Origin of the sequence: Paenibacillus sp. FSL M7-0802 (genome assembly GCF_038004945.1) — a bacterium.
Lineage (GTDB): Bacteria > Bacillota > Bacilli > Paenibacillales > Paenibacillaceae > Paenibacillus > Paenibacillus polymyxa_B.
Genome location: NZ_JBBOSD010000001.1, coordinates 2403097 through 2420498, shown reverse-complemented (window position 1 = coordinate 2420498; position 17402 = coordinate 2403097). Strand labels below are relative to the sequence as shown.

General features: G+C 45.6%; 13 protein-coding genes. 9 read left to right on the top strand and 4 right to left on the bottom strand.

The window, feature by feature from the left end; all coding sequences use genetic code 11:
• Positions 1-79: 79 nt before the first annotated feature.
• The 3 genes from MHB54_RS11330 to bglX all read right to left on the bottom strand — a co-directional run bounded on the left by MHB54_RS11330 (position 80) and on the right by bglX (position 6875).
• Positions 80-1084 carry a LacI family DNA-binding transcriptional regulator gene (locus MHB54_RS11330; protein ID WP_264454278.1) on the bottom strand — a complete coding sequence of 335 codons (1005 nt, stop codon included), beginning with the start codon at positions 1082-1084 and terminating at the stop codon, positions 80-82.
• A 162-nt stretch (positions 1085-1246) separates the two neighbouring features.
• Entirely contained in the window at positions 1247-4687 is a 3441-nt protein-coding gene (locus tag MHB54_RS11325; RefSeq protein WP_264454788.1) for a GH36-type glycosyl hydrolase domain-containing protein, read from the bottom strand.
• Positions 4688-4712: 25 nt separating this feature from the next.
• Positions 4713-6875, bottom strand: coding sequence for a beta-glucosidase BglX (gene bglX, locus MHB54_RS11320; RefSeq protein WP_103744744.1), 2163 nt, complete (start codon positions 6873-6875; stop codon positions 4713-4715).
• A gap of 603 nt (positions 6876-7478) precedes the next feature.
• Here bglX and MHB54_RS11315 point away from each other — a divergent pair.
• Genes MHB54_RS11315 through MHB54_RS11305 form a run of 3 tightly spaced genes read left to right on the top strand, consistent with a single transcriptional unit; the run spans position 7479 to position 10526 of the window.
• Complete coding sequence (locus MHB54_RS11315; RefSeq protein ID WP_034094959.1) at positions 7479-8732, top strand: sugar ABC transporter substrate-binding protein; 1254 nt, start codon at positions 7479-7481, stop codon at positions 8730-8732.
• A gap of 36 nt (positions 8733-8768) precedes the next feature.
• On the top strand, positions 8769-9653 hold the full coding sequence (locus MHB54_RS11310; protein ID WP_023986621.1) for a carbohydrate ABC transporter permease: 885 nt from the start codon (positions 8769-8771) through the stop codon (positions 9651-9653).
• A gap of 18 nt (positions 9654-9671) precedes the next feature.
• Entirely contained in the window at positions 9672-10526 is an 855-nt protein-coding gene (locus MHB54_RS11305; protein WP_023986622.1) for a carbohydrate ABC transporter permease, read from the top strand.
• Positions 10527-10622: 96 nt separating this feature from the next.
• Here MHB54_RS11305 and MHB54_RS11300 read toward each other — a convergent pair whose 3' ends face one another.
• Positions 10623-11198, bottom strand: a complete 576-nt coding sequence (locus MHB54_RS11300) for an RNA polymerase sigma factor (RefSeq protein WP_264454787.1) — start codon at positions 11196-11198, stop codon at positions 10623-10625.
• Between the two features lie 229 nt (positions 11199-11427).
• Here MHB54_RS11300 and MHB54_RS11295 point away from each other — a divergent pair, with 229 nt between their 5' ends.
• The 6 genes from MHB54_RS11295 to MHB54_RS11270 all read left to right on the top strand — a co-directional run bounded on the left by MHB54_RS11295 (position 11428) and on the right by MHB54_RS11270 (position 17317).
• The gene (locus tag MHB54_RS11295; RefSeq protein WP_023986624.1) at positions 11428-13170 is read left to right on the top strand and encodes an ABC transporter ATP-binding protein; all 1743 of its coding nucleotides are present in this window, start codon (positions 11428-11430) and stop codon (positions 13168-13170) included.
• A gap of 104 nt (positions 13171-13274) precedes the next feature.
• Positions 13275-13460, top strand: a complete 186-nt coding sequence (locus MHB54_RS11290; protein ID WP_080751585.1) for a CLI_3235 family bacteriocin precursor — start codon at positions 13275-13277, stop codon at positions 13458-13460.
• 71 nt (positions 13461-13531) lie between these two features.
• Positions 13532-14986, top strand: coding sequence for a Cys-rich peptide radical SAM maturase CcpM (ccpM, locus tag MHB54_RS11285; protein ID WP_023986625.1), 1455 nt, complete (start codon positions 13532-13534; stop codon positions 14984-14986).
• 11 nt (positions 14987-14997) lie between these two features.
• Positions 14998-16122 (top strand): TIGR04066 family peptide maturation system protein, encoded by a 1125-nt coding sequence (locus tag MHB54_RS11280; protein WP_023986626.1) that lies wholly within the window; start codon positions 14998-15000, stop codon positions 16120-16122.
• Between the two features lie 13 nt (positions 16123-16135).
• Positions 16136-16411 carry a peptide maturation system acyl carrier-related protein gene (locus MHB54_RS11275; RefSeq protein WP_023986627.1) on the top strand — a complete coding sequence of 92 codons (276 nt, stop codon included), beginning with the start codon at positions 16136-16138 and terminating at the stop codon, positions 16409-16411.
• A 123-nt stretch (positions 16412-16534) separates the two neighbouring features.
• On the top strand, positions 16535-17317 hold the full coding sequence (locus tag MHB54_RS11270; protein WP_023986628.1) for a hypothetical protein: 783 nt from the start codon (positions 16535-16537) through the stop codon (positions 17315-17317).
• Positions 17318-17402 lie beyond the last annotated feature (85 nt).

The window sequence follows — 17402 nt, the reverse complement described above, 5'->3', positions numbered from 1 at the left end:
AAGAACTTCCAACCCGTGTTCTGGGACTATGGAAGTTCTTTTTTTGAGGCTGGCGAGCAGGTTACTTCTGCGTTGTTCATCACAGATTCTGTTGATCTGGGGTGATGAATGCTGCGCCTGCCGATTCTCTTTGGACAAGCGTAACGTATAAACGTTCATGCTCCACGTCTTCCCCCGCAATGATTTTGAGAACTTGTTCGGCAGCTACAGCGCCCCATTTACGTTTGGAATAGTCAATCGTTGTCAGACGGGGCTGAATATATTGCGCCAGCTCGATATTATCAAAGCCGACGATATGAATATCCTTGCCAATTGTCAGTTCTGATTGAGCCATTCGATTGTAAAAGCCCACTGCCATTTCATCATTGAGACAAAATACGGCTACAGGTTCCGAACCCGGGCCATCTTGTTGCCGCAAAATGATTTCAGCCGCCTGTTCGCCACCCGATTTCTCAAAATCGCCGTCAATTTCGATCATTTCAGCGACGCCGCTACGCTCAATGGTCTGCTTGACCGCCTGCATCCGTTGCCATGAATCGTAAGAACCTTCTGGTCCGGTAACCACATATAGCTTACGGTGTCCCAATTCCAATAAATGTTCGATTGCGAGAGCGGCGCCCGCTTTGTTATCCAACAGCACCTGGTTAATGTTAGGATGATTCAGTTCACGGTCCAACACGACAATTTTATGTCCTCGCTCGGCGTAGTTCAGTAGCTCCTGACTATCAAACGTCTGATCCAGCACAATGGCGCCGTCGATCATGCGTTCCGGCAGCATTCGGTGAGATTGCTTACCGCTGCATACGATGAGATCATAGCCCTTGCGGTTTAAAATTTCCTTGATGCCATACAGTAAATCTCCATAAACGTCTCCACGAAAATCAGTCAGGAAAACGCCAATAATTTTGGTCTGCCTTTTCTTGAGATTACGTGCGGCGGCATTGGGCACATAGTTAAGCTCTTTGGCAATCGCTAAAATACGTGCGCAAGTTTCTTCTGTTACCTTATCGCTACCATTTAAGGCATATGAAACGGTAGATATGGAAACGCCCGCCTGTTTGGCGATATCTTTAATGCTGACCACATCGTGACCTCCTTGTCGTCCGTCTTATAATTGCTATTGTATATTCATTATTAACCACATATCTATTCCAAATGTCGTAGTCCTACACATAAGCAGCAAAGGGCGATCCCGCAAGATCGCCATCCCTTTGTTGCCTATACCAGATTTAGCATCAGAAACTCTTTATAAAATAATTTCCAGACGGTGTACACCGTCATGTTCTGCTAAGGCCTGCTCGAAAATCTCACGTTTGATGCGCAAGGCACCAGAGCGGTAGCGATTATCATCGGCTGGCACGCTTTCCAGTGGTGTCCCGTTCAATACTGCACGGCCTTGCTCACTACCAGTACGCTCTTGCAGCATGCGGTAGACGAAGGTAATTGGTTTTCCTGCAAAGGAAAATTCAAATTCCAATCCGTCGAGATGATCCGGCAGCACAGGGTCCAGGATCAGGTCTTCGCCCGATTGACGAATACCAAGGACATTCGATATGAGCTGATTCATGTAGATTCCCGGACCGCTGGAATAGATTCTCCAGCCGCCTTTGACGGGTATGGCTCCTTCACGCAGTTCACCAAACCGTTCCTGGGCTTCATAGCGGGTGTTAAATTTACCGTCCGAGCTACTGAAATAGGCGTTGCTTTGGCGCCATTCGGCATTCGGTACGGACGCACGGATGCCGACCGGATTGATGAGCTTCAAGCTGTGCCAAGCGTCATCCTTGCGTCCCAACTTGGCCATCGCTTCCGCAAAGCGGATATGGGCATGCACATATTGCAGCCCGACCTCACGTCCAAAGTTGGCCGCTTGCTCTGCACGCTTGAAGTGCGAGCTCACACCGCCATCATACTGTGCAGGGCGGTTCATCAGACGCACACCATCCGGGCAGAGGAACTGCTCACGGATGAGCTGCTCATGAGCCAATGCTTGTTCAGGCGTGAGCAGCTGGCTGATCATGCTGCGTGTCATTGGCAGCAACCGATAATGGATTCCTGTCTCGGTGTCAGACGGATGGAGCATCAGCTTAGGTTGGCCGGGCTCTTCCATATACACGAAGCCCGGAATAATTCCGCTCTCCAGCATGTAGCGGTTAAAGTCTTTACGGATGCCATTGGCCATTTGATGTAGATCTTGTGCAATCTTGTCGGCTTCGCTTACTACACCCGTGGGGGCCTGCTCCAAAGCAGCAGCAAAGTTACTAATAACTTGGTAGGTGAGTGCAACCGTCCAGCTGCTCGCCATGTATTGCTTCAGCTGAGCATTGGCTGGCTGGAGGGTATCATCCCAATCGCCGTCGCCATAGGCCGACAAATACGTATCATGAAGGAAATTCTCCCGAATATATTCGATTTCCTTCAGGGCATGTTCCATGAGAGTCGCGGTCTGCTTGGTATAATCGAAAGTATGCCGATGGGTGTAAGGTACATTTTCTCCCAGAATACTGTAATCACGGGTAGCGGTCAAATAGTCGCCCAGTACCTTGAGCGGCCAGACGATAATATCCCCATGGCTTTCTTCTTGCTGCACGTGAGTATAGTTGTCAAACATAAACCATTGCGGCCAGTTTCCGCTGTCCTCGTACTGATGGCTGAAAACAGTCAGCAGAATGGAACGAACCTCGTCGAACTTTTGCGTAGCTGAGAAATATTCCACAGGCCCCTGACACACATCACGTGTTCCCCAGGCTGCACCGCCGTATTGCTCCAGACCGTGAGGCACAGAGTAGTGAACGAGCATATTGTGGGTGTACCACCAAGCCACTGCGTTCACACGGAATAGCTCGCTCGTTTCGTGTTGACCCAGCGACAGATGGAAACCGTTCATAAGCTCGGCAAAATATTCCCGATAGCGCTCGCGCTCATCTTCAAAGGAAGCGTGACGCTCTTTGTGCGTTGATTCTTGCCCGGCTGAAGGCCCATTCAGCCAACCCTGCACGGTGCAGGTCCATTCGCTGCTGTCACCCAGCTCCAGCACAACTAGGGACGCATCAGCGGAAGCTGTACCCTGTAGCAGTACGTGAGCGTCGCTCACCTGCTGTAATGGAGCACCCTCGACGTGCATTCGGTACAGCAGGTCTGGATAGGCTTCGGCACTCAGGGAAGCAGAGTCTGCCCGGAAGAGCAGGGCGTCACCTTCACGTTCCATATGAAACGGAAGCTCATATTCGTTCACATGCATAGACATTTGCTGGGTGATGAGGAACGGATAGGTTTTGCCGCTTGCCGCACGCATATGAAGCCGTACTTCTGGGCTATCGGCATTTGTATGGTTTGTAATAATGAATGTATCGTCAGCCGTTTTGTAGTACCAGCGCACATAATTAAAGCCAATCTCGAACAGGGAAGGCATCGTGAGCAGGCGGTATTTCCCTTGGACTCCGACATAGATACGCTGGCCGGATGTCTTGGGAATATTGAGCGCATTACGCGCGTTGGTGATCATTTTGTTGAAGTTTGTATTGCCGATCACGAGCTGGGAGTTGAACACCCCGTACATATAGGAGGTGGTTGTAATGGTTTCTTCCTTGCCTCCTGCGTAATGCCCGCCCATTAAAATGTGCCCATGGGGACGCTCTACACGAAGCTCTTTGGATTTGAGTACGACATGCTCATAGCTGTCCGTGAAAAAGGAAAGTAGTTCATCTCCATCCCGTTCTTCTTCCTGCCGTTTCGGGAAAAGTTGATTCACTTCGGCAGCGGTTAAGTCCAGCGTGCGCAGCGGCTCACCGATGGTTTGAGCTGGAGCCACACGCCCTGCCTGAAGATCACTTGTCGCGTGTGCCGGTATGCTGGTCTCGGAAGTGTCCGCTAGAACGGCAGCTACTTCGTCACGTGCCTTTGTCACCAGCTCCTGATACTCCAGCTTTGTCACTGCGGCTGGATGATTGGGCTGGAACAGACCGTAAAAAGTAAAGCGAGCTTCCCCTGCAAGTTTCACCCGCTCAGATTGCAACGCGGTATAGGCGAATTCGTATTGGTACACTTCATTGGCGAGCGAGTCACGATGGAGTGCTTCCGGCTCATTCGTTTCTTTGTACGAAAGTCCAAAGAACTGAAATCCGTCAGTCGAGTAACCAACAGTGCGGGTTAACGAGCCTTGTTGAATGTATGGGAACGCCTGACTTTGAGGCTGGTTTTGACGTGAGCAAACGGTATAGCCTCTTTGTTCATCATGGTAGACGGTGTGGTCAATATATTGAGACAAATAAGCTTCATTACTGCGCACAGCAGCGGTATCGGCAATGCCGATATCCTGACCGTACACGACATCTGCTTCCACGTCATCGCCCTGTAGGGTTACATCCCAGAACCATACTCCCAGGCGGCTTAGCGTGAAGGTCACCTGATAGCCTACACCAGCGGTGAAACCCTCCCAAATAATCTGCTGATCCGTTTGTCGGATGACTCCCGGTGAGCGAACTCCAAGCAGGGGAGTGATACTTACACCGGACGGACGGTACAATCTCAAGTACAGATTGTTCAAGGAACCGTCGACTGAATTGGTCAACAGTTGGTTGATCATCGTTGAGCCGTGAGCGATCTTATACACATCACCGCTGCTCAAGAAGGTAAAAGACAGGTCGCCGGCTCGTAGCAAAATATTTTGATCCAGACTTGTATTCATCAAAGGGAACGCCTCACTTTCCTGTTTATTTCACTAACCGAAAACGGCTTTCACTAGTATCTCGGCTGTTAGGTCCTGTAAAGACGGCAAATTCACCGCTGTCACTACTGAAGCTCAAATCTGCATGATGATAGCGCAGCTGAGGCTCGGTCAATGCAAATTCCACTTCCCGGCTTTCGCCTGGGGCAAGAAGGACTTTGCAGAAATCTTTCAGTTCTTTCATTGGACGAACCGTATCACCGCTGATATCACGAACATAGAACTGGACGGTTTCCTCGACCGGACGTGTTCCTGTGTTCGTTACCTGCACTTTAACGGTCAGTTCCTGACCGGGTATAAGGGTATCGCCGGAAAGCTGTACGCTGTCATAGGCTACATCGGTGTAGCTCAGTCCATAGCCGAACGGGAATAAAGGTTCGTTTGGTACGTCTAGATATTGGGACACGTAGCGTTCTTTTGTATTCGGATCTAACTGCGGGCGTCCCGTATTAAAATGATTGTAGTACACGGGCACCTGTCCGACCGATTGCGGGAATGACATGGTCAGGCGACCCGTAGGTTCGGCATCACCGTACAACAAATCGGCAATCGCCGCGCCGCCTTCACCACCAGGGAACCAGGCTTCCAATACGGCGTCTGCTTCTTCAATGACACCGTGCAGATCCAACGGACGACCATTAAATAATACGGCTACCATAGGCTTGTTCAGCGTCTTCAGGCGCTTCACCAGTTCCAACTGGGCTTGTGGCAGGCGAATATTGGAACGACTGCCTGCTTCACCACTCATATCGGAGCGCTCACCAAGCGCCAACACGATAACCTCTGCTTGGCTGGCTGCTTGCAGAGCTTCCGCATATTGCTCCTCAGTTATATCGTCGATAGAGCAACCTGTCGCAATCGTGAGCAGCGAGGAGGATATTTTCGATTGGAATCCGTCGACAACGCGAATAGCTTCCTCCTGCGAACCACTCCACGACCAAGAGCCCAGGATATCACCGCTCTCTGCAAAAGGTCCGATCAACGCAATATGCTGATTGCGATTCAATGGAAGAACGGAATCATTTTTGAGCAACACGCAAGATTTAATAGCTAATTCTTTGGCAACCGTACGGTGAGCTTCGCAGAACACAACTTCACGTTCACGCTCAGGGTCTGCGCCGCGTAGCGGATTTTCGAACAAGCCCAGCTTTTGCTTGAGCTTCAATATACGCATCACGGCTTCATCAATGAGCGCTTCATCCAGTTGTCCGCTGCGAACCAGCTCAGGCAGATGCCCGTTATAGCAGGAGGTCATCATTTCAATATCTACGCCAGCCAGCAGTGCTTTCTTCGCTGCCTCGCGCTCATCCTCGGCGATGCCGTGAGGGATAAGCTCCTTGATGGCGGCCCAATCCGAGATGAGTACACCATCAAAGCCCCATTCATCACGAAGCAAATCACGCATCAGGCGCTTATTGCCCGTTGCGGCTACGCCTTCTACGGTATTGAAGGACGTCATCACCATTTCGCAGCCTTCATCTAAAGCAGCTTTGTAGGAGGGGAGATAATACTCTCGCAGCTGCCAGGCGGATACATCTACAGTGTTGTAATCCCGTCCGCCTTCGCCAGCTCCATATGCGGCAAAATGCTTCACGCATGCGGCCACCCGGTCGGTATCGTTCGTCAGATCTTTACCCTGAAACCCGCGCACAAACGCACGAGCAAATTCGCTGTTGAGGTAAGGGTCTTCCCCTGTAGATTCCATCACACGGCCCCAGCGCGGGTCACGCACCAGATCGACCATAGGAGCGAATGTGACGTGAACACCGGATACAGCTGCCTCGCGGGCTGCAATGGTAGCGCTCTCTTCTGCAAGTTGCATATCCCATGAGCAACCAATGGCCAGCGGTATAGGGAAAATCGTTTTGAAGCCGTGTACAATATCTGCCATAATTAAAAGCGGAATACCCAGACGATTTTTACTCAAATGAGCCTGCTGAACACGAATCGCTTCCTTGGCCCCTGCGATACCAAGCACGGAACCGACGTTATGGACATTTTTCTCTGTGATGCCGAGAGAAGCCATAGGGCCGGTAATTTGACTATCCGTTCCCGCTTCTTCAAAGAAGGCACCCACAAGCTGTAGCAGTTGATCGACTTTTTCTTCAAGCGTCATGTTTTCTAAATAGGAATTCAGGTGTTGTTCCATCATAATCCTCCATAAGCTGTATTGTTGGTGGACAGCTCTTTTTTTTCAGATTCATGAGATTTTTTGGATAAAATTGATTCAAAAAAGTGCTGAACAGGCTAATAGCTAGTATAAAAGCATAATATTCTGTCGTATTATTAATCGAAACGTTTCTATTGTTGAACTCAGTTGGATTATATACGCTTTCAAATGGAGAGTCAAATCCAATTCAGGGGGTTTTTATAGGCTAAATAACGTAATAAAGATGATATAAACGAAAAAAAAGTCGGGATTCTGAGCGAATAAAATATAATATTCCTATTGAATACGGTTTCAATTTGTTCTATAATGACTATCGAAACGTTTCTATTGACGGGTATGGTCCTTGTGCTTTGAACATAAGTGTTATAGCGGTATGCTTTAATCGCTATGTATTTACATGCATCAGGATTTTGCAAGATTCGATTCCAGTCGCTCCAAAATGCAATATATAGATGAACGAGACCATTTCGTTCTATATATTGTTCATTGGAAGTCGCTAATTGTATTTTCGCAAAATCCTCGTATTTGAATCCGTTATCATATTGCATGATCGGTAAACCGATCATCTCGGGAGGAATTCGTATGATGAAAAGAACGTTGGGGATCATTTTGGCAAGCACCTTATTACTGGGGGGCGCGCTGGTAGGTTGTTCGTCCAAGGATGATTCGTCCGGTAAAGATGCGAACGGCAAGACGACCATCACCATGTGGGGCATGGGAGCAGAAGGGAAACTGCTGCCTGAAATTGTAAAAGATTTTGAGAAAGAAAATCCAGATATTCACGTTGATGTACAGGCGTTGCCTTGGGATAACGCTCACGATAAGCTGCTGACAGCAGTTGCTTCAAAATCCGGTCCGGACGTGGTTCAGTTAGGTACATCATGGGTTCCCGAACTTGCGTCTGCGGGTGCATTGACGGATATTACCCCTTATATCAGCAAGTATCCTGAACTGGAATCGAAGAATTTCTTCGAGGGTGCTGTAGGTACGACAAAATTTGAAGGGAAACCGGTCGGTGTGCCTTGGTACACTGAAACGAGAGTTTTGTTCTATCGTTCCGACCTACTGAAACAAGTCGGATATAATGAAGCACCTAAAACGTGGGAAGAGCTTTCCGATGCTGCCCAAAAGCTGGCGGCTCGGGGCAAAGGCAAATATGGTATCTCCTTTAGTGCAAAGGAGCAGTCTATGGGCTTTATGTTTGCTCTCCAGAACGGTTCCAAACTGGTTGACGAGCAGGGCAATCCGTTGTTCAACCAACCACCGTTTGTAGATGCTGTGAAGTATTTGAATACTTTTTTCCAAAACGGCTCTAACGCAGTGGATATTGGAATTGACTCTGTTCAAGGTTTACAAGGTGATGGTATCGTTCCAATGTTTATCAGCGGTCCTTTTATGATTAAAGAAATCAAGAGCAAGGCACCAGAACTGGAAGGTAAATGGAATATAGCGGAGCTTCCTGGCAAAGTAAACAACCTGTCCGTTTTGGGTGGAGCGAACCTTTCAATTATGCAATTCAGCAAGCACCCAGAGGAGTCGGCCAAATTCATGGCTTACATGAGTAAACCAGAAACGCAGCTGAAATGGATGGAACTGTCCAGTAACTTGCCTGCGGCTACTAAATCGTGGGAAGATGCCAAGCTTAAGAGTGATCCGATGCTTCAAACGATTCGTAAACAGCTGGATCATTCCGCAGCATTGCCGCAACTGGCAGCATGGGAAGAGGTTTCTCAACAATTCATCAAGAGCTTTGAGCGTGTTTACCGTGGTCAAGCGGACGTACAGAAGGAAATGGATGACTTTAATCAGCAGGCTGCAAGTATTATGAAAAAATAATGATCCATATCCGCCATTGTCAAAGGGAGTGAAGGCATGAAAGGAAGCTCGCAGAAGCTTGCGCCATACTTGTTTATCGGTCCCTCCATCATCCTGTTGACGCTGTTTTCGCTGTTGCCGATTCTACTGGCGCTCGTGATCAGCTTCACGGATATGGATCTGTCCGGACTCGTTAATTATGAAAGTATTCGCTTTATAGGATTGGAAAATTACACGAACGTGCTTTTGGACCCTTCCTTTATAAAGTCTCTTGGTAATACGCTGTTCTTCGTCATCATCGGTGTTCCGTTGGTGCTGATATTTTCGCTTAGCATCGCGATTCTGATTAACATGGGGAAATCACGTGCTTTCAAAGTATTCCGCGTCGTGTTCTATCTGCCGTCCGTAACGAATGTGGTTGCGGTCGCAGTGGTTTGGAGTTATCTGTATAATCCGACGCTTGGATTATTCAACTATGTACTTGGTTTAATGAATTTAGGTCCCGTCCCATGGCTGACCGATCCAACAGTAGCGAAGGTTTCGTTGATTGTGTTGGCAGTTTGGCGGGGCATAGGCTTAAACATGATTATTTTTATTGCGGCTATTAAAGGGATTCCGGGTTCTTATTATGAAGCGGCTCAGCTTGACGGTGCCAATACATGGCAGCAAATTCGTTATATTACGCTTCCGCAGCTTCGTTACGCTATTTTCTTCGTGTCCATCACGACGATGATTGGCTGGCTGCAATTTTTCGAGGAACCGTTTGTCATGACTAAAGGGAAACCGCTCGATGGCACGCTGACAGCATCCCTGTTCATTTACAATAACGGCTTCCAATTTAGTAAATTCGGGTATGCCGCGGCGGGATCGTTCATTCTGTTCTTCGCGATCATCGCGGTGACGCTGATTCAGTTCCGTTTGCAGAATAAAGCGGAGTCCTGATAGAGAGAGGTGATGAACGTGAAAACAGCTGTTCAGCAAGCCCGCGCCAATACGCGCAGTGGTGAAAAAACATTTCAATGGTTCGTGGCGATTCTCCTGACCGTGGGAGGTCTGTTGATGGTGCTGCCTTTTGCGTGGATGATTCTATCCTCCTTTAAGACAGAGGGTGAGGTAACCAAAATTCCTCCGACCATCTGGCCGCAGCATTTTACACTGGATAATTTTAAATTACTATTCGATAGCATGGCTTTTGGAACCTATCTGACGAATACGCTGATCATTGTTTTAGCTTCCTTCTTCGGATTATTCCTGAATGCCATGGCGGGTTATGGCTTTGCCAAATTCCAATTTAAAGGCAAAGGGTTTCTGTTCTACCTGGTACTGGCAACGATGATGATTCCAGGTCAAGTGACGATGATTCCCGTCTATTTGATCCTGAACCAGATGGGATTGACCAATTCCATGCTAGGGATTGTCCTTCCTGGATTGGTAGGTGCGTTCGCGATCTTCCTGTTCCGGCAGTTCATGTCCGATATCCCGGAAGAACTGCTGGAGGCGACACGTCTTGATGGAGCAGGGGAGTTCCGTACTTTTCTGCAAATCGTATTGCCTATCTCGACACCAATTCTGGCAGTACAGGCCATTTTAACCTTTATCGGTGGATGGAATAGCTTCCTGTGGCCGCTCATTATTGCGAACGATGAGAAGCTGTACACCTTGTCCGTCGGGCTGTCACTGCTCAAGGGGCAGAACGAAAGTCAATTTGCTCTTCAAATGGCAGGCTCGACCTTCATGGTCGTTCCGATCATGATTATCTTCATTGTTTTCCAAAAGTATATTATTGAGAACTATACGATTTCGGGGATTAAGTAATAGTGTAGTGTGAATACAAGTCATAGTCACAAGAACGAACAGCGAAGCTTCTCTTTGGGAGAGGGGCTCCGCTGTTTTTGCTGTACATAGATATATTTATATATGAGTTAGACAATATTGATGGGACAATGTACGAAGCTTTCTTTTCAGTCTATAGATTCGAGTCGTTGTAGCCGTAACCGAAATATTATATTTGGTAGCGAGCAAGGGCACAGACAGTTGTCGACAAAAGTAGTCTTCATAGAGTGTATATTCATTGTTGGAAAGCTGCATTAGAATATTAACGATAACCGTATCCACATCTCCCAATCTACGATTTTCCCACTCCTCCTCTACCGAATTTGAAAAACTACAGATTTTCTCACATTCAAGCGTAGTTTCATGCTTTTTTTGTGTATAGTAGCACCTAAATGATTTATATATAAGATTTTTAGCCGTAAGGTACAGCCAACCCTTTACATTGGGGTGATGTTTGAGCTTGACCAATTGCTGTCTTGCCGCTACAAAAGTATCTTGTGTACATTCTTCTGCCATAAATGTAAAGCAAGACTGATTCTTGATTAAATGCATACAGAAACGATATACCTCACTCAGATAAAGTTCACAAATTTTTCTGTAAAAGCATCTGGAACTACCTCTGCACTGATCCTCTTTGCAACAGTCGATAACCATCGTAGTCGGCATTTGTTCAAGCCCCCTTTGGACGGATAAAAAAATAAATGATTTTTGTATGTGCCAATCATATACATTAATTCCAATTTTCAAGAATGACATAAATCATATTTAATCTCGTAAATGTGGAATTACTAGAACAGTTAAAAGATATTTTAGGGTGATTTTGATTCTGATACGGAATTAGTTAATAGGGGGAGAGGGTGCACCTGGTGAAAGGGGGAAAAGGATGAAAGAATCCATAGTATATAAACGTTTGGCAGCAACATTTAGACCTTATCTGAAGACGGTCACTATCATTTTGATATGTCTTATCCTATCAGCGGGCTTGAATATATTATTGCCTTTAACAAGCAAGGTTATTGTGGATCAAGGTCTTCTGAAAGGGAATATGCAGGCTGTAATCCTGTACACTTCTGCTGCGTTTTTAATCGTTTGCTTGGACAAGCTGCTGAATGTGTGTAAAGAAACCTTTCGGGCAGGCTTAAGCGCACAGGTTACCTTTTCATTATTTGAAAAGGCGTATCTGCATCTGACAAGAGTACGAATGAGTTATTTTAACCGAACCAATGAAGCGGAGCTGCTGAACCAAATTGGCACGGATGTAGGCAATGTATCGAGGATCACAGATAGTGGAGTATTTTTTGTCATTATGCAGGCTTTCAGCATGATTGGTGGTTTATGTGGTTTGCTGCTCATTAACTGGAAAATGACTGTAATCGTGCTGTGCTTTTTACCCATCAAATATGTTGTGGTGAAGTATTTTGTGAAGCGTAGAAAAAAACTGGTGGGGGATTTAATTGAAGGCAGTAGTGATTTTGCCCAGTGGTTTGGGGAATCTGTCGGGGGCATGAAGGAGCAGCGAATGTTTGGTCTTATTCCACATAAGCATCAGCAGTTCTCATCCAAGCAGCGTCGAATTGTAGAATCAGAACGGAAATTATCACTTCTGGACGCCTGGAATATCGCTTCGGAATCTATTTTAATTCAGCTTCTAATGATGTTTTTGTACGTTGTGGGTGCTAATCTTATTTTTCGTTTACAGCTTACTGTAGGTGGGATTTTTGCCTTTATTTCTTACAGTGCTTATGTTACCACTCCTGTTTTCGCTATTTTAAACATTGGCTACATGCTGGCTGAAGTCGTTCCCTCCGCCATTCGATATTATCAGTTCTTGGATTGGGCAGAGGAAGAAACATCTAATTCAGTCACTCCAGCGTCTATACTAACTGAGCCGCCATTCGAAGATCACATTGCATTTCATAATGTTTCTTTTTCCTATACGAAGGATGAACCCGTACTGCCCCACGTGAGCTTTAGGATTGCCCGAGGTGAAAAAGTAGCTATCATTGGAGCAAATGGGGCAGGGAAGTCTACGTTGCTGGATCTGATTATGAGATTCAGCCAGCCTGATCAAGGGATAATCACTTATGACGGCATTGACATCCAAAGCTATGAAATAGATGAGTATCGAAGTCAAATAGCTTTGGTCAGTCAGCAGGTGTATTTATTTGATACTACTATTTTTGGCAATATCCGCATAGGCACAGAAGTCACTAATGATGCAATAGAGGCCATTATCGCGGAGGTTGGTCTGGAAGAATTGGTTCAGAACTCGGCAGATGACTTCCCTATAGGCTCGAATGGCTCCAGATTGTCGGGTGGGCAAAGACAGAAAATTGCTATGGCCCGGGCATTGATCAGGGAAGCGCCATTGTTTATTCTCGACGAGGTGACCTCCAATCTAGACACAGCAGCTAGGCTAAATGTTCAGCAATTGTTGAAGACCCGGTTGCGTGAAAAGACCGTAATCATCGTTACACATCGCAGCGAGATACTAGCGCATGTTGATAGAGTTATTTTGTTGGAGAACGGCGAACCAGCCCAAATAGGATCACACTCCCATTTTATGACCTGTCATGCAGAATACAGAGGATGGGTATTAGGGGAAGAAGAGGTCCCCATAAAATGATGAAAAAAACAAACGCTTTCATAGTGTGATTTAACACCATGTACGGAATTAGTATAGGTGAACACCTTTTTAAATCATATCATGAATGGGAGGAGTAGTTTAACATGCGTAAGCTTGTGAAAAGAAGCGCGAATGTAGGCGACACGATTGAGGCATTTGGCTGTGGTTGTTCCTGTTATTGTCCTTGCTCCTGTTATTGCGCAGGCAGTTTGACTCGAAGCTCCAATACTCAGCGTGAAAGTGACGGTTCTTATCGCAGAGATAACGGAACTGGAATTGGTAATTATTAAGCTTGTATCTGTATGGAGGAGCCTGGGCATTCCAGGCTTCTGTCCACATCAAAACAGAGTAGGTGTGAATCATGAACATGTGCCAACCCTTTATATACACATTTCAGACGAGACTCCACCATTATGCATATGATGTAAATACCAACTTGATCTTGCGGATTAAAGAGGAGGCTTACCATTTCCTGAATTCGCATTCCAGCTTCGACCTGGATCAGATGGAGGCTACACCGGAATTGCAGCAGTATATCCGTGACTTGTTGGATAACGGATTTTTATCTTCACAGCGTCCGCAGATTATGAATCATCCCAAGACAAAGCACCTGGAGCATATGCTTCAGCATCAGCTGAAGACCCTCACCTTACAGGTAACTCAAAATTGCAATCTTAGATGCTCTTACTGCGTTTATTCAGGAGGATATGACAATCGAGGTCATACCAGTCTGATGATGGATTTTGAGACAGCGCGCAAGTGTATTGATTTTGTCATTGATAGGTCAGTAGACAGTGACCGTTTGGATTTTGGTTTTTATGGGGGAGAGCCGCTTATTAATTTTCCGTTGGTCAAGAAGTGTGTGGAATATATCAAGGAGCAGGTAGCGTATAGAGATGTAGGCTTTCATTTGACGACCAATGGTACGCTGCTTAATGACGATATTTTGGCCTTTCTGGATGAACATCGTTTTGTGCTTACGATCAGTCTGGACGGAGATCAAGAGAATCATGACAGAAACAGACGATTTGCTGTTAACGGGCGGGGCACCTTCGATACGATTATTGCCAATGTGGATAAAATTAAGAGAAATTACCCGGACCTCTTTGAATGGATTAATTTTAATGTGGTGCTGGATACCCGTAATGATTTTGGATGTATCAATGATTTTTATACGAATTATGAAACCTTCGAAAGTCTGTACAGTGTAAGGTCGTCCTACATTAACGATGCTTATGTGAAGGATGAAATTTTGTACAGAAATGAATTTATTGAGCAGAGAGGCTATGAGGTAGTTAAAATGATGCTTTCCAAGTTTGGAAGAGTAGATGAAAATCATGTCTCCAAGCTGATTAAGGACTATTATATTCAGATGTATTTCCGAATGTTTCATTATAGAAAGCCTTCTGCGGGGATGCCGATAGAAGCGCATCATGGTGGACCCTGTGTGCCTGGTGTACAGCGATTGTTTGCGGATGTGCATGGAAATCTCTATCCATGTGAACGGGTCAGTGAGCAGTCGGAGGTGGTGGAGATTGGAAAAGTGGACACAGGCTTTGAAGTGGATAAAATCAGCCAGATTTTGAATGTAGGGACAATCACGGAGGATGCATGTAAAAACTGTTGGAATTTCCGTTTTTGTACGCTGTGTGTTGCTGTAGCAGATGATTTGCATACCTTGTCCAAAGAAAAGAAGCTAAGTCATTGTTCGGTAGTCAAAAATGATATTAGGCATACCTTACTTGATTATTGCATGATGAATGAGCTGGGCTATGATTTCTCCGAGGATACGATTCTCGATTTTGAAAAAGCATGAGGGGTGTCTCCATGACCAATAAATTAATCATTTTTCCGTTTGATTATGAAACGATAGCCCTGGTTAGGAACTTGAATCTATTAGGAAGTTATGAGGAAGTTGTACTTATTTCTTTTCAAGGGTCGGGTATGATCGGGAAAGATGCCTGTGTAACGGACAAGGGGGAAGTGACAGGCTTCATAGTGAAGCCAGAGTCTTGTTTGGAGCAAGAAATGGAGCGTTGTGATGCCATATTACTGGTGAAATCCAATTTCAAGCTGGATGTAGCTGAGGTGTATCTTCCCGTGATCAAGAAGGCTGGACAACTTGGCAAAAAAGTCATGTGTAATTTCACTTTGCCAGACTCATGTATGGAATTCATCGAACCCTGTGAGGAGCAAGATGACAAGCTGATTTTAAAAAATACATTTGATGTACGCACGAAAGATATTTTACCGCCTGACCCGGGCTCTGTTATTCATGATTTTTTTACACCGGTTCTGTTTGTATTAGGGCTGAACGAGCGAACGCATAAGCTTAATTTGCAGCTTAACCTTCGGCAGAAGCTTGAAGCACAAGGATATCGGGTGTCGCAAATCACATCTAATGGATGCGGGGAGCTGATTGGTGCACATTCTTTTCCACAGTTTATGTTTGAGAGCGGTATGACGGAAACCCAGAAGATTATCATGTTTAATCGGTATTTGAAAAAAATAGAGCAGAGCGAAAAGCCTGATCTAATACTCGTGGGCATTCCAGGTGGGATTGTTCCCTTTAACAATACGTTCACGAATTATTTTGGAGTAACCTCATTTTTGGTATCCCGCGCTGTTAGAGCGGATGGCCTAATCTGTTGTCTTCACTATGATGAATACAATATAAAATATTTGGAGCATGTGAAACAGTACATGGAAAACCGTTTTTCCTCTTCATTATTAGGATATGCCATATGTAACAATGTATTCGACAGTTACTCTTCTTCCACAGTCAATATGCAATATGCATCTGTTGATCATCGTTTCGTGGAAGAGAAAAAGCAGGAGTTTTCCAATTATTCCGTGCCTGTACTCCATCTGTCCAACGATGAAGATATGAATAGGCTGACGAAGGATATTTTACATTATTTTTCGGTTGATCATCACGTAGTTCAGTTGTAATGGAGGGAAGAACATGAACTTTACTCAGGATGTAACGGGAACAGGAATGAAACTGGAAAATATATTTTGGAAGCTTTTTAAAATAAAAGCGGGTGAGATAAATAAAGAGGCTACATTACTGGGTCCTGATATGGGGTTGTTCCCCAGAGATCTGGTATATCTATTATTTGAAGTGGAAAAAAGCTTCGCTATCCTAATTCCGGAAGAGCGTATAGTGGGAGGGGGGTTGCTTACATATAACAGCTTGTATGAGACGATAAAGGACTGCTTAACAGTGGAAAAGGAATGAAGGATTTGTGAAAATGATGATAAAACATACAAAAACATACAAAAAAATCCGATATACCTCTAGAATCACTTATTTCAGGATTTTTGAAAAATCCTCATTTAGAAGAGAATTGGAGGTTTTAGGATGAATGTATCATTTACATCATCTCACCAATCGCCGTTCCGCACCGCAGATAACAACCGACTTGAACTACGGCATTCCCTTTCCGCTCAGGCTGAAAGGAAGGGTATAGGCAAGCCACAAAACAAGGTTATTCAACAATTGACAGAGCGAAAGCAAAGTTTGATGGAGAGGCGTTCGGACTATTTAAGTAATGCTCTCAAGCGTGGTCTCGGTCCGGAAGCTGTAAAAGCTGAAATGGAAGAGATAGATAAGCAGATTCAGCAAATTGACGAGAACATTCAAAAGCAGTCACTGGAAGAGCAAAAAAAGGCTTTAGGCATGGATGAGGAAAGTAAAAAAGAAGCTCAGAAAGGCAAAAAGGAAGAATATACGCCTAAGACTGCTGAGGAGCAGCAGCAAAGATTGATCACCTATACAATGCATAGTGTTGTATCTGCAAACAATGAGTTGAAGAGTGCCAAAATAGCCAAAACGGCACAAATCACATTGGGAAGCGAGGCTAAGGGGTGGGAAAACGCTAACCCTGCAAAATCAGCGGCTTTGCGTGAAAAGGCAGAAGGACTTAATGGAAAGATCATGGAAATCGCTGCGAATATTAATGAGCGTATCAGCGAAGCGGTGAATAACGAACCGATGATTACAGATCGGGTTGAACCTAAGGATGAGCAGGAGGCGAATGCAGAGGCAGACAGGGTGTGGACTGAACAAGAGCTCAATGCCTATCTAGACTCGGCTAAAGACGGGGCGAAGACTGCAGGCACGAAGGTAAATATTGCAATCTGATCCGGCTATCATGTACATGGTTCGCTAAATTAGGAGGGTGCTTTCAGACGAACGCTATCGTTCGCAGAGGCACCCTCCGCTTACT